Below are 14,505 nucleotides of genomic sequence, written 5' to 3' on the forward strand. Positions count from 1 at the left end.
TCATGACTCGTGATGTCGATGCACCGCAACGCCCCTCCCTGCCCATGGCCAGCTTGCCTATCCTGGCAACGCTGGCCGTGTTGGCCCTGCAACTGTTTGTCTTCGGTGAATTCACTCCGCACGTACCGCTGATCTGTGGCGTCGCGATGACGGCGCTGGTCGGCTGGAAGCTGGGCCACGGCTGGTCGGCGATGGAAGAGGGCATGATGCGCATCGTGCGTGTCGGCCTGCCTTCCATCGCGATCCTGATTCTGGTCGGCATGACGGTCGGGGTTTGGATCGCCTCCGGCAGCGTGCCGATGATCATCTACTACGGACTCAAGCTGGTCTCGCCGGAATACTTCCTGGCGGCGGCCATGCTGCTGTGCGCGGTGGTCTCGGTAGCGCTGGGTACCAGCTGGGGCACCGTGGGCACGGTGGGGCTTGCGCTGATGGGCATCGGGGCCGGCTTCGGCATTCCGCCGTGGTGGACCGCCGGTGCGGTGGTGTCCGGCGCCTTCTTCGGTGACAAGGTCTCGCCGCTGTCGGATACCACCAATCTGGCGCCGGCGGTGACGGGTGTGAATCTGTTCGCGCACATCCGCAACATGATGCCGACCACCATTCCCGCCATGCTGATCGCACTGGTGATCTACCTGATCGCCGGCAACCTGCTCGCCGCCGGTCAGGTGCTGGATCTCGAGCGCATCACCGCCATCACCGAAGGGCTTTCCGGACACTTCACCTTCAATCTGTGGGTGCTGATGCCGCCGCTGCTGGTGATGACACTGGCCGTTGCGCGCATGCCGGCACTCCCGGCGCTGTTCGTCGGGGTGCTGGCCGGGGCGGTCGTGGCATTCGGCGTACAGGGCGAGGCGGTCAAGGCACTGTTCGGCTATATGCAGGGCGGCTACGCCTTGAGCACCGGCGTGAGCGAGATCGACAGCCTGCTCAATCGCGGCGGCATCATGTCGATGGCCTGGGTCATCCTGCTGGTGATGATCGCACTGGCCTTCGGGGGCTTGCTGGAAATCATCGGCTGTCTGGAGGCGCTGTGTGCCGCGGTGCTGGTCAAGGTGCGCGGTATCTTCGGTCTGCAGGTCGCGGCCAGTTCCACGGCGGCGCTGACCAATGTCATCGCGGGCGACCCCTACCTCTCCATCGCTCTGCCGGGGCGCATGTACGCGCCGATCTATCGCGGTGAGGGATACTCGACGCTCAATCTGTCGCGCTCACTGGAAGAGGGTGGCACGCTGATCTCACCGCTGATTCCCTGGAATGCCGGTGGTGCGGTGGTGGTCAGTTCACTGGGGCTGATGGCCGGTGGCGCGGGCATGGAGGGGCTGCTGTACATTCCGCTGGCCTTCGCCTGCTGGCTGTCACCGTTGCTGGGGCTGCTCTACACCCTGCTTGGACGCTTCATCATTCGGGCCGATGATGATGAGCGCGCCGAATGGCAAGCCAGGGGACATGCCGTGACAACGCTGGCCCAGCTGCGTCAGCAGCAGGCCGAGGGCCTGGCGGGACTGCCAGCCGCCACGCCCGAGGTGCGCTGACAGTCTGCTCGGCATGAGTGCTCTAAGACTTCATGCTCAGGTTCATGAGCAAGTCGACTCGCGCAGGAAGACGGCACAAACCATCTGGAGGTGCAGACGACTTCGGGGCTACCCTTCAGATGTTGCCACGTGAATGAGCGCATGCAGTGCAGGGGGCTCTGCGGGAAGTCCCGCCAGGCCATGCCAGGGTTTGCCCTGGTGCCATAAGCACAAGGCCCCGTTGGGCTGCATGCCACCTTCAGCTGCGGGTCGAGAGCGGAGAGCGTTCACGTCAGGTCCACGACTGCCACTCCAGTCACGGGTTTGGTCAAAAGGGCAATGATGACACAGGGGAACAGTGCGCCACCTCCAGGCCGGGAGCGGGTGCCAGCAGGACTACAAGGCTGATCGTCGCAACAGGAAGCGCCGTGCTGCTCAATATCGGGATGGTGCAATACCGTCTTCTTCACGGCACGGCAGTTTCCGCAGGAAGGTGTCACACGACCACGCAAGCTCAGGCTCGCGTGGTTTTTTTGTGCCTGTCATTCACTGCGGAAATGCTCGGGCAGCCGCAGTCTGCTCAGCCCAGTGTCGCCCCCATCGCCGCCAGCAGCATGGGCAGATAGAGGAAGGCGGCGAGCGTCGAGCAGAATACCAGCGTAGCGACGTACTCCGGCTCACGCCCGGCCTTCTGGGCGAACATGTAGTTGTAGACCGCCACCGGCATGGCCATCTGCATGGTCAACACATGCAGCGCCAGCGGGGGCAGGTCCAGCAGGGTGCCGATCCCCCAGGCACACAGGGCGGCAAAGGGAATGCGCAGGACACTGAAGCCCACGCCCGCCGCCAGATTCCTGACGCGAATGCTGGCCAGCGACACGCCCAGGGTGATCAGCATCAGCGGCACGGTGAAGCCGGAGATCAACTCCAGGCTGTTGGCGACGAAGCGCGGCATGTGCACATCGCAGAGCAGCATGAGGGTGGCGACGATGCTGGCCCAGATGGTCGGCGAGCGCACCACGCTGCGCAGCGGGTTGCCGCTGGTGCTGGCAAGCCAGGCGCCGAGGGTGAACTGCAGCAGCGACATGGTGACCATGATGGTGATGGCGTAGGCGAAGCCGGCCTGACCGAAGGCGTAGAGCGAGACCGGCAGGCCCATGTTGCCGACGTTGGAGAACAGCAACGGCGCCACCGCGACCTTCCAGGGCTTGCCGATCAGGCGCGCGAAGGGCCAGCTCAGCGCCAGCAGCAGAGCCATCACGGACAGCGTCGCCAGGCCCGTACGCAGGAAGCTCGAGTTGTCGATCTCGGCGCTACCCAGCGCATTGAGGATCAGCGCCGGCGTGCCGATGTAGAGCACCAGCCGGGTGACGAAGGCCATCGGGTAGTCGTTGCCCAGCCTGACCCAGAAGAAGCCGATGGCGGCGCCACACAGTACCGGTGCCATCACCGCCAGCAATTCCATCAGCATATTCTCAACTCCCTTCCTCAGGCGCGCGCTTGCATGGATCAGTCGTCATCCGGCGCCTGATCGCACGATATCGGTGTCTAGCATACCTGCCCGCAGGGGCTTCGGTGTAGCGCCAGTGGCGGGCAGCCACTATTCGCAGCAGCTCTGCGCGGGCCGTCGAGATGTCGCTTTTGCCTGCCGATGTCGCATTCGCGCTGCGGGGTGACGCTGACAAGCAGTTTGCCGCAGGGGGGCAGGGCTAGTATCGGGTCAAGACAGCCACCCATGGCCTTGGCGCCGGCTGACTCGACAGGATTTGAGCGAACAGACGAACACTGATCACCCTTCATCGATCCACTCCAACAACAACGATCCGCTTACCGGAGGCGCGCAATGTCTCAGCAACATGGCTACACCCGTGATGACCGACTGGCCAGACTCGACCCTGCACTGGCCGAGGCCATCCTCGAAGAGACAGCGCGTCAGGAAGCGCATATCGAGCTGATCGCCTCCGAGAACTATGCAAGCCCGCTGGTGATGGAGGCTCAGGGCAGTCAGCTGACCAACAAGTACGCCGAAGGCTATCCCGGCAAGCGCTACTACGGCGGCTGCGAATTCGTCGACAAGGTCGAGACGCTGGCCATCGAGCGCGCCTGTGCGTTGTTCGGCTGTGACTACGCCAACGTGCAGCCGCACTCCGGCGCCCAGGCCAACGCGGCCGTGTTCATGGCACTCGTCTCGCCGGGCGACACCATCCTCGGCATGAGCCTGGCGCATGGTGGCCACCTGACCCACGGCGCGGCGCCCAACTTCTCCGGCAAGCACTACAACGCCATCCAATACGGCCTGACCGAGAGCGGCGAGCTGGACTACGAGGAAATGGAACGTCTGGCGCGCGAGCACAAGCCGAAGATGATCATCGCCGGCTTCTCCGCCTACTCGCGGGTGGTCAACTGGCGTCGCTTCCGCGATATCGCCGACGAGATCGGCGCCTGGCTGATGGTCGACATGGCCCACGTGGCCGGTCTGGTCGCGGCGGGTCACTACCCGAGCCCGCTGCCCTACGCCCATGTCGTCACCACCACCACGCACAAGACGCTGCGCGGCCCGCGCGGTGGCCTGATTCTCTCCGCCACCGGTGATGAAGCGCTGCACAAGAAGCTCAATGGCGCCGTCTTCCCCGGCCAGCAGGGCGGCCCGCTGATGCACGTCATCGCCGCCAAGGCCGCGGCCTTCAAGGAAGCGATGAGCCAGGACTTCGTCAGCTATCAGGCCCGCGTGATCGCCAATGCCCGCGTGATGGCCGAGGTCTTCATGGCGCGCGGCTATGACGTGGTCTCCGGCGGTACCGATGACCACCTGTTCCTCGTCTCGCTGATCCGTCAGGGCGTGACCGGCAAGGACGCGGATGCCTCACTGGGCCGCGCCCATATCACCGTCAACAAGAACAGCGTGCCGAATGACCCGCAGAGTCCCTTCGTGACATCCGGGCTGCGCATCGGCACTCCGGCCGCCACCACGCGCGGCTTCGGCGAGGCGGAATGCGAGGCACTGGCCGGCTGGATCTGTGATCTGCTCGACGCGCTGTCCACCGGCGAGAGCGCCAAGGTGGAAGCCGAGGTGCGCGGCAAGGTCGAGGAAGTCTGTGCCCGCTTCCCGGTCTATGCATCGAACAGCGTGACCGACCCCGCCGCGCTTGCCTGAACAAGGCGCTGGCGAGAGACAACGATAACAACGACACATGCCGCAAGCGCAGAGACATCACTCGGGTGACAACAACAGACATCACTCGGGCGAGAGCACCGGACAGCGCTTGCGGTGGCAAAGATGTGAGGAGGGTGGCAAATGCAGCGTTACTCGGGATTCGGGCTGGTCAAGCATGCGCTCAGCCACCATGAGAACTGGCAGAAGGTCTGGCGTAGTCCAGAACCCAAGAAGGAATACGACGTCGTCATCGTCGGTGGCGGCGGGCATGGTCTGGCCACGGCCTACTATCTGGCCAAGGAGCACGGCATCACCAATGTCGCGGTGATCGAGAAGGGCTGGTTGGGCGGCGGCAATACCGCGCGCAACACCACCCTGGTGCGCTCCAACTATCTGTGGGATGAGGCGGCGGCGCTCTACGAGCACTCCATGAAGCTGTGGGAAGGCCTGTCCCAGGATCTCAACTACAACGTGATGTTCTCCCAGCGTGGCGTGCTCAACCTGGGCCACACCCTGCAGGACATGCGTGACATCCAGCGGCGCGTGAATGCCAACCGTCTGCAGGGCATCGATGGCGAAGTGCTGGATGCTCAGCAGGTGCAGGAACTGGTGCCGGCGATGGACTGCTCGAGCCGCGCACGCTACCCGATTCTCGGCGCCTCCTGGCAGCCGCGCGGTGGCGTGGCACGTCACGACGCCGTGGCCTGGGGCTTCGCGCGCGGTGCCGACAGCCTCGGCGTCGACCTGATCCAGCAGACCGAAGTCACTGGCTTCCGCAAGCAGGATGGCGCCATCGTCGGGGTGGAAACCTCACGCGGCTTCATCGGTGCCAAGCGTGTCGGCGTGGTCACCGCCGGCAACTCCGGGGTGATGGCCGAGAAGGCCGGCTTCCGCCTGCCGCTGGAATCCCACCCGCTGCAGGCGCTGGTCTCCGAGCCGCTCAAGCCGATTCTCGACACCGTGGTGATGTCCAACCACGTCCACGGTTATGTCAGCCAGTCGGACAAGGGCGACCTGGTCATCGGTGCCGGCATCGACGGCTACGTGGGCTACGGCCAGCGTGGCAGCTACCCGACCATCGAGCACACCCTGCAGGCCATCGTCGAGATGTTCCCGATCTTCTCGCGGGTACGCATGAACCGTCAGTGGGGCGGCATCGTCGACACCTGCCCGGACGCCTGTCCGATCATTTCCAAGACGCCCGTGAAGGGGCTCTATTTCAACTGCGGTTGGGGGACCGGTGGCTTCAAGGCCACGCCGGGGTCCGGCAACGTCTTTGCCTGGACACTGGCCAAGGGGCGCACCCATCCGCTGGCAGAACCCTTCTCCTATGACCGTTTCAACACGGGCAAGCTGATCGACGAACACGGCGCCGCTGGCGTCGCGCACTGAACCTGCCGTCAGGAGACGACCGACCATGATGCATATCTTCTGTCCCTACTGCGGCGAGCTGCGCGAGGAAGAGGAATTCCACGTCAAGGGCCAGGCGCATATCGAGCGCCCGAAGGACCCCGAAGCCTGCTCCGATGCCGAGTGGGGGGATTATCTGTTCTTCCGCAACAACCCGCGTGGCGTCCACCACGAGCTGTGGATTCACGCCGTGGGCTGTCGCAAGTATTTCAACATCACCCGCCACACCGTGACCTACGAGATTCTCGAGACCTATCGCATGGGCGAGCAGCCCACCATCACCGGTGAGACGAAAGCCGATCCGACTACGCAAGCCAAGGGGGTGAGCGCATGAGCCAGCAAGACAACCAGACCGCCGCTGCCCCGCGCCGTCTCGCCTCGGGTGGACGCATCGATCGCGCCACGCCGCTGACCTTCACCTTCAATGGCAAGCGCTATCAGGGCCTGGCAGGCGATACCCTCGCCTCGGCACTGATGGCCAACGGCCTCGACGTGCTCAACGCCAGCTTCAAGTATGCGCGTCCGCGCGGTCTGGTCGCCGCCGGTGCCGAAGAGCCCAACGCCATCCTGCAGCTGGGCAGCACCGAAGCCGGCCAGGTGCCCAACGTGCGTGCCACCCAGCAGGCGCTCTACGACGGCCTGGAAGCCCACGCCGTCAGCGGCTGGGTCAAGGCGCAGAAGGACCTGATGAGCCGCTTCCTGCCGCAGGTCGGCAAGCTGGGCGGCAAGTTCATGCCGCCGGGCTTCTACTACAAGACCTTCATGGCGCCGGCCTCGTTGTGGATGACCTACGAGAAGTACATCCGCAAGGCCGCCGGTCTCGGGCGTTCTCCGCTCGAGGAGGACCCGGACATCTACGATCACCTGCATCAGCACACCGATGTGCTGGTGATCGGCTCCGGCCCGGCGGGCCTGATGGCGGCGCTGGTCGCGGCCCGCAGCGGCGCGCGCGTCATCCTGTGTGATGAGCAGGAAGAGCTGGGTGGCTCGCTGCTCTCCATGTCGGCGGACTGTCTCGATCAGACCCTGGATGGCCAGCCTGCCATCGAATGGCGTGACGCGGTGCTTGCGGAACTCGAAGCCTGCGAGGATGTGCAGCTGCTGCCGCGCACCACCGCCAACGGCTACCACGATCACAACTTCGTGACCCTGCACGAGCGCCGTACCGAGCATCAGGCTGACCTCGCGCCCTTGAATGCCCGCGGCGCCCAGCAGGCACGTTCACGTCTGCACCGCGTGCGTGCCCATCGCGTCATCATGGCCACCGGCGCCCACGAGCGGCCACTGGTCTACAGCCACAACGATGTGCCGGGCAACCTGCTGGCCGGTGCCGTCACCACCTATCTGACCCGTTACGGCGTCGCCGCCGGTGACAAGCTGGTGCTGTCGGTCAACAACGACCACGCCTATCGCGCGGCACTTGCCTGGGCGGCGGCCGGTCGTGAAGTGGTCGCGATCGCCGATGCGCGTCCGGACCCTGCCGGCGTGATGGTCGAGGCGGCGCGTGCCGCGGGCATTCGCATCATCGCCGGCGCCGCGGTGATCGAGGCCAAGGGCGAGCGTCGCGTGACAGGCGCACGCATCGCGGCCATCGATATCGATGCCTTCAGCGTGACGGGGGCAGTGGAAGAGCTCGCCTGCGACACCATCGCGAGCTCCGGCGGCTACAGCCCGGTGGTTCACCTGGCGGCGCACACCGGTGCGCGTCCGGTATGGAGCGACGAGATCCACGGCTTCCTGCCCGCGCTGGGCGCACCGATGCTCAAGGGCTTCGATGCCTGCGGCGCCGCCAATGGCAGCTTCGCGCTGGAAGATGTGCTGGTCGCGGCCTACGCCAGCGGTGTCGCCGCGGTGGAAGCCTGTGAGTTCGAGACCGCCCAGGCCGAGGTGCCTGCGGTCTCCGAACTTGCAGAAACGCCGATGCTGCCGCTCTATCAGGTGCCGCACGACAAGCCCACCGCTCGCGCGCCCAAGCAGTTCGTCGATCTGCAGAACGACGTCACCGCCGCCGGTATCGAGCTCGCCACCCGTGAAGGCTTCGAGTCCATCGAGCACGTCAAGCGCTACACCGCGATGGGCTTCGGCACCGACCAGGGCAAGCTGGGCAACATCAACGGCATGGCGGTCGCCGCGCGCTGTCTGGGGCAGACCATCCCCGACACCGGTACCACCGTGTTCCGCCCCAACTACACGCCGGTGACCTTCGGCGCCATCGTCGGCCGTCACTGCGGCGAGCTGTTCGACCCGATCCGCTACACCGCGATGCACGAATGGCACGTAGCGCAGGGCGCCAAGTTCGAGGATGTCGGCCAGTGGAAGCGCCCCTGGTACTACCCGCAGGGCAGTGAGGACATGCATGCCGCGGTGGAGCGCGAGTGTCTGGCGGTGCGCGAGAAGGTCGGCGTTCTGGACGCCTCGACCCTGGGCAAGATCGACATCACCGGTCGCGATGCGCGCGAATTCCTTAACCGCATCTACACCAATGCCTGGGCCAAGCTGGGCGTCGGCAAGGCGCGCTACGGCCTGATGTGTCACGACGACGGCATGGTGATGGACGACGGTGTCACCACCTGTCTGGCCGAAGACCACTTCCTGATGACCACCACCACCGGTGGCGCGGCCTCGATCCTGGAATGGCTGGAACTGTGGCACCAGACCGAATGGCCGGAACTGGACGTGCAGATGACCAGCGTCACCGATCATTGGGCAACCCTGACCGTCACCGGCCCCGAGGCGCGTGCGCTGGTCGGCGAGCTGACCGACATCGACCTTGATCGCGACAGCTTCAAGTTCATGGAAGTGCGTGAAGGACTGATTGCCGACATTCCCGGGCGCATCTTCCGCATCTCCTTCACCGGCGAGCTGTCCTACGAGCTCAACGTGCCGGCCAACTACGGGCTGCATGTCTGGAAGCGCCTGTTCGAGTGCGGCAAGAAGTACGGCCTCACGCCCTACGGCACCGAGACCATGCACGTGCTGCGCGCCGAGAAGGGCTTCATCATCGTCGGTCAGGACACCGATGGCTCGATCACCCCGGAAGATCTCGGCATGCAGTGGTGCGTCGGCTACAACAAGCCGTATTCCTGGATCGGCAAGCGTGCGCTGTCGCGTCCGGATACCCGTCGCGATGACCGCAAGCAGATGGTCGGCCTGATTCCGACGCGCAAGAAGGCCGGCGATGAGCGCATCGTGCTGCCGGAAGGCTCGCAGATCGTCTTCGACCCCGAGCATGCCATCCCGATGCCGATGGTCGGCCACGTGACCTCCAGCTACTACAGCCCGACGCTGGGACATGGCTTCGCGCTGGCGGTGGTCAAGGGCGGTGCCAAGCGCATCGGCGAGACGGTGTTCCTGCCGCAGGCCGATGGCACGACGCTGGAAGCCGAAATCACCTCACCGGTGTTCTACGACAAGAAAGGGGAGCGCCAGCATGTCTGATGCCACCACACTCGACCCGCAAGCGGGTGCCGCCGTCGATGCGCAGCCGCAGGACATGACAAGTTCTCAGACGTCGGTGATCGACCAGCGCCCGACGCCCGAGGTCCACGCTCAGTGCGCCCGTTCGCCGCTGGCGCATCTGTTCACGGCCCGCGATGACGGCGATGCCGGCATCGTGCTGCAGGAAAAGGCGTTTCTCGGTCACCTGACGCTGCGCGGTGACCCCGCGCAGCCGGGCTTCGCCGAGGGTGTCGAGGCGGCGCTGGGTCTGGCGCTGCCGTTGACGCCGGCGACCCTCCACCAGAATGAGGGCGGTCGCTCGATCCAGTGGCTGTCACCGGATGAGTGGCTGATCCTGGTGCCCGGCGAGGAAGCCTTCACTGTCGAGAAGGCGCTGCATGAGGCGTTGGCCGGCCGCTATCAGGTGGTCAACGTCAGCGGTGGTCAGACCGTCATCTCGCTGAGTGGCGACCAGGCGCGTCAGGTGCTGATGAAGTCGACGCCCACCGATGTGCACCCGCGTGCCTTCCCGGTCGGACGTGGCGTGCCGGCGGTGTTCGCCAAGGCGACACTGGTGCTGCGCCGCGTCAGCGAGAGCGAATTCGAGCTGGTGGTGCGCAGAAGCTTCGCCGATTACCTCGGCCGCTGGCTGCTGGATGCCAGCGAGGAATTCGGGGTCTGCATCAAGGGCTGATTCTGCGTCTGGAGAGAGAGGTCTGCGTCTGGAGATAGATCTGCGTCTGGAGAGAGGTCTGTCGCAGGCGCACGCAATGACCTGAATCGACTGCCAGGGGCCTTGCCCGGGCCAGGAGGCGGGCTTCAGAAATACTGAAGCCCGCCTCAATAATATTGGTTTGTCGCGCAGGGCCTCGGATGCAACCCTGACGTTGCTGCTTCCAACAATAGATAATCCTTACATGACAGGCACCTACGTATGCGTGATACCTGGATTCTGACCGCCCAATGTCCCAGCCGCATCGGCACGGTGGACGTCGTGACACGCTACCTGCGCGAGCAGGGCTGCTATATCACCGAGCTCAATTCCTTCGATGACCGCCTGTCGGGGCGCTTCTTCATCCGGGCCGAATTTCGTCCGCAGACCGAGGCCGGCACCCTCGATGACGGCTTCGATGCCGCGAGTTTCGAGCAGGGCCTGGGTACGCGTGCCGCCGACTTCGAGATGGACGTCAGCCTGAGTGCGCCGGATGAGCGCATGAAGGTGGTCATCATGGTCTCGCGCTCGGACCACTGCCTGAACGACCTGCTCTATCGGCATCGCATCGGCCAGCTGCCGATGGACATCACCGCTGTCATCTCCAACCATCCGGACATGGCACCGCTGGCCGAGTGGCATGGCCTGCCGTATCACCACCTGCCGATCACCGCCGAGACCAAGGCCGAGCAGGAGGCTCGGGTATGGCAGATCGTGCAGGACACCGGGGCTGAGCTGGTGATTCTGGCGCGCTACATGCAGGTGCTGTCGAGCGACATGTGCGAGAAGCTCTCGGGGCGGGCGATCAACATCCACCACTCGCTGCTGCCGGGCTTCAAGGGTGCGCGCCCCTATCACCAGGCCTACGAGAAGGGCGTCAAGCTGGTCGGTGCCACCGCGCACTACATCAATGATGATCTCGATGAAGGGCCGATCATCACCCAGGGCGTCGAGACGGTGGATCACGCCCACTATCCCGAAGACCTGATCGCCAAGGGCCGTGATATCGAGTGCCTGACCCTGTCGCGCGGCGTGCGTTATCACCTCGAGCGTCGCGTTTTCCTGCATGACAAGCGCACGGTGGTGTTCGGTAACTGAGCCCGGGCTGCGTCCGTCAGTTCACTCAGTTCATGCAGTTCACGAGCTCCACAACGTCCACCAACGACGAAGCCCGCGACCTTTCGGTGGCGGGCTTCGTCGTTCCTGCGTGTGCGTATGCGCGTCAGCTTCTGCGCAGGCTCCACAGGAAGTAGCTGCCGCCGATCAGCGAGGCCATCAGGCCGGCGGGAATCTCGTAGGGCGACAGCAGCTGGCGGCCCAGCCAGTCGGCCAGCACCATCAACAGCGCGCCGCACAGCACCGCGCCGAGCATGTGCTCGCGGGCGCGGCTCAGGCCCAGCAGGCGCGCCAGATGCGGGGCCAGCAGGCCGACGAAGGACAGCGGGCCGACGATCAGGGTCGCCAGCGCGGTGAGCACCGCCACCGCGCCCAGCAGCACCAGGCGGGCGCGGGTCACGCCGATGCCCAGCGCACTGGCGCTCGCCATGCCCAGTGGCAGGATGTCCAGCCAGCGCGCCAGCGGACGCACCAGCAGGACCGCGATGATCGCCAGCGCGAGCACGCCGACCGCCGCGGAGAGACCCACGTAATAGGTGGAGCCGGACAGCCAGGCCAGAATCTGCTGACCGCGCGGGTCGCCATCGGCAAGGATGATGCCGCGCACCGCATCGTAGAGCGCCGTGATCGCCACCCCGCACAGCAGCACGCGTTCGGGAATGAAGCCACTGCGATGATTGAGCATCACCAGCAGCGCCAGACAGGCCAGCGCCCCGCAGATGCCTGCGCCCAGCAGGGTCAGCTGCCCCGGTGACGGGACCAGCAGCAGTGTCAGCATCAGGGCGATGGCGGTGCCGCCGCTGATGCCGAGAATCTCGGGGCTGGCCATCGGGTTGCTGGTCAGACGCTGCAACAGGGTGCCGGCCAGGGCCAGCAGTACGCCGGCGCCTGCCGCCGCCAGTACCCGTGGCAGGCGGAAGTCCAGCACGCTGGTCTGGCCGGCCATCAGCTGTTGGAGCATGTCACTGCCCAGGGTCCAGCCATCGGCGCCATTGCCGACCAGCAGGGCCAGCATCAGGGCCACGCAGACCCCGGCCAGCAGCCAGCCGAGCAGGCGGTCGGGGCGGGGGTGACGATGCGTCAGTGACATGCCGTGATGACTGGCGGGGCCAGCCCCCTGCGCCATCTTGAGGCGCGGAATCAGCCACAGCAGCAGCGGCGCGCCGAGGGCCGCCGTCATCGCGCCGGTTGGAATCAGGTTGGGCAGCAGGCCATCGAGACTGGCGACCACCTGGTCCGTCACCGCCAGCAGTAGCGCCCCGAACAATGGTGCCCACAGCAGGCGCTGGCCCAGGCGGCGCGCGCCCATCAGACGCACGCACGCTGGCGCGGCCAGGCCGATGAAGCCGATGATGCCCAGCACGCTGACCACGCAGGCGCTCAGAAATACCGCCAGTCCCAGACTCATCAGGCGCAGCTTGCGCAGCGAGACGCCAAGGCTTCTGGCATTGGCCTCGTCGAGGTCCAGTACTGCCAGCGGACGCATCAGCACCAGTGCCAGCAACATGCCCGGCAGCAGACGGGAGAGCAGCGTGATCACGCCATCCCAGCTGTTCTGGGCCAGCGAACCTGCGCCCCATACCAGGGTGCCGTGCAGGGCCTCCTGATTGAACAGCAACAGCACCATGCCCAGCGCGCCGATGTAGAGATTGACCACCAGCCCTGCCAGTACCACCACGGTCGGTGACATGCCTCGCGCCCAGGCCAGCGCGAATACCAGCCCCATGGCGGCCAGGCCACCGGCCAGCGCGACCCATTCACGGCCCAGCTGGAAGCCGTCTCCCCCAAGACCCGTGCCGGCCATCAGTGCCGGGGCGAACAGCGTCGCCAGCATCATCGCCAGACTCGCGCCACTGGCGACGCCGAGAGTGGTGGGCGCAGCCAGTGGATTGCGCAGCACCTGCTGCATCAGCACGCCCGCCATGCCCAGCGCGCCACCGGCCAGCAGCGCGCAGACCAGACGCGGCCACCAGCTGACATGGGCCACCAGCTGCGCGGAGAGCAGCGCGCTGTCTGCCTGGCCGAGACTGGCCGCAGCGCTGAAGTCGGGCGATGCCCACAGTGCGGTCAGGCCCTGCATCAGGCTCAGGCCTTCACGGTTGAGCGCGAGGCTGCCGAGTACCACAAGGGCCAGGGCCAACAGGCTGCAGGCCCGGCCCGGCGAGAGATGCAGCGGTCGCCGGCCTGATGCGGGGCGGGTGCTCATGGCCTGCTCAGTGGTTGCCATCGGTGGTCTCCCCCTCAAGTGTCGCCTCATCATCAATCAGATGGCTGGCAAGCAGTGCGGCGAAACGATTGGCCGAGGGCAGGGCGCCGAAGCTCCAGACCGGCGGCAGGAACAGCGGCGCCGAGGCCTGACTGTTCTCGCGCACGCCGGGCATGGCCTGCCACAGACCGTTATGCGCCAGTGCCTGGTGTCCGCCGGGCGGCAGCGGCTCCACCACCACCATGCGGCCCTTCAGCGTCACCAGCTTCTCGAGACTGACGGTGGCGAAGCCCCAGGCGTTGGTGTCCCCTTGCCAGGCGTTGGCGATGCCCATGCGCTCGATCACGGCCTGGAACAGGCTGTTGTCGCCGAAGATGCGCACATGGCGGTCATCCATGAATTGCACCATCAACAGCGGCAGGGGCGATTGACCCTTGCGTGCCGCCTGCTGGCGCAGCGCGGCGTTGTAACCGGCGAGGCGAGCGGTGCTCAGGCGGATCAGCTGTTCGGCCTGGGGCTCGCGCTGCGTCAGCTTGCCCAGCTGGCGGGTCGCCTTGACCAGTGTCTGCCAGGTGTCGGCGTCCGGGGTATAGATGGCGATGCTGGTGACCGGCGCGATGGCCGACAGGCGCGGCGCGAGGCTGGACAGCATCGGGCTGATCAGGATATCGGCGGGGGCGAGGGCGGCCAGCTGCTCCAGGTTCGGCTGGGTGCGCAGGCCGAGATCCCGCGTGCCCTGCGGCAGCGCCGGTTGATCCACCCAGCTTGCGTAGGTCGCGACCTGACCCACGCCCATGGCGCGTACCCCGATTCCGGTCAGGGTCTCGGCCAGGGTCCAGTCCAGTGCCACGATGGGGCGATCGACGAAGCCGGCCGGTGGCTGGGCTGTATCGTCCGTCGTGGCAGCGCTGGCGGCCCCCACCGCCAGCAGGCTCAGACTGATCAATGCCAACAG

10 protein-coding genes are annotated in these 14,505 nt (G+C 65.8%); 7 read left to right on the forward strand and 3 right to left on the reverse strand.

Annotated features, from left to right (window positions below; translation table 11 throughout):
- Positions 1-2 precede the first annotated feature (2 nt).
- On the forward strand, positions 3-1,535 hold the full coding sequence (gene nhaC / locus MKZ40_RS13760) for a Na+/H+ antiporter NhaC (RefSeq protein WP_052384475.1): 1,533 nt from the start codon (positions 3-5) through the stop codon (positions 1,533-1,535).
- 559 nt (positions 1,536-2,094) lie between these two features.
- On the opposite strand, the gene MKZ40_RS13765 is transcribed toward nhaC, so the two are convergent.
- A complete protein-coding gene (locus MKZ40_RS13765; protein WP_043333141.1) occupies positions 2,095-2,985 on the reverse strand; it encodes an AEC family transporter in 891 nt (296 codons plus the stop codon).
- Between the two features lie 372 nt (positions 2,986-3,357).
- On the opposite strand from MKZ40_RS13765, the gene glyA reads away from it, so the two are divergent.
- The 6 genes from glyA (at position 3,358) to purU (ending at position 11,326) form a co-directional block, all read left to right on the forward strand.
- Positions 3,358-4,668 (forward strand): serine hydroxymethyltransferase, encoded by a 1,311-nt coding sequence (glyA, locus tag MKZ40_RS13770; RefSeq protein ID WP_043333140.1) that lies wholly within the window; start codon positions 3,358-3,360, stop codon positions 4,666-4,668.
- Positions 4,669-4,809: 141 nt separating this feature from the next.
- A complete protein-coding gene (locus tag MKZ40_RS13775) occupies positions 4,810-6,060 on the forward strand; it encodes a sarcosine oxidase subunit beta family protein (RefSeq protein ID WP_043333139.1) in 1,251 nt (416 codons plus the stop codon).
- Between the two features lie 25 nt (positions 6,061-6,085).
- Complete coding sequence (locus MKZ40_RS13780) at positions 6,086-6,412, forward strand: sarcosine oxidase subunit delta (protein ID WP_043333138.1); 327 nt, start codon at positions 6,086-6,088, stop codon at positions 6,410-6,412.
- Positions 6,409-9,516 (forward strand): sarcosine oxidase subunit alpha family protein, encoded by a 3,108-nt coding sequence (locus tag MKZ40_RS13785; RefSeq protein WP_043333137.1) that lies wholly within the window; start codon positions 6,409-6,411, stop codon positions 9,514-9,516. The genes MKZ40_RS13780 and MKZ40_RS13785 overlap by 4 nt, the downstream gene beginning before the upstream one ends.
- Entirely contained in the window at positions 9,509-10,210 is a 702-nt protein-coding gene (gene soxG, locus MKZ40_RS13790; RefSeq protein ID WP_225347500.1) for a sarcosine oxidase subunit gamma family protein, read from the forward strand. Before MKZ40_RS13785 ends, soxG begins: the two co-directional genes overlap by 8 nt.
- Positions 10,211-10,450: 240 nt before the next feature.
- The gene (gene purU / locus MKZ40_RS13795; RefSeq protein WP_043333136.1) at positions 10,451-11,326 is read left to right on the forward strand and encodes a formyltetrahydrofolate deformylase; all 876 of its coding nucleotides are present in this window, start codon (positions 10,451-10,453) and stop codon (positions 11,324-11,326) included.
- Between the two features lie 124 nt (positions 11,327-11,450).
- Here the strand turns inward: purU and fhuB are convergent, their stop codons facing one another.
- Positions 11,451-13,571, reverse strand: a complete 2,121-nt coding sequence (fhuB, locus tag MKZ40_RS13800; RefSeq protein ID WP_225347501.1) for a Fe(3+)-hydroxamate ABC transporter permease FhuB — start codon at positions 13,569-13,571, stop codon at positions 11,451-11,453.
- Entirely contained in the window at positions 13,558-14,502 is a 945-nt protein-coding gene (locus MKZ40_RS13805; protein ID WP_254627142.1) for an ABC transporter substrate-binding protein, read from the reverse strand. The genes fhuB and MKZ40_RS13805 overlap by 14 nt, the downstream gene beginning before the upstream one ends.
- Positions 14,503-14,505: the final 3 nt, after the last annotated feature.

Origin of the sequence: Cobetia sp. BMC6, from assembly GCF_029991385.1 — a bacterium.
Classification (GTDB): Bacteria; Pseudomonadota; Gammaproteobacteria; order Pseudomonadales; family Halomonadaceae; genus Cobetia.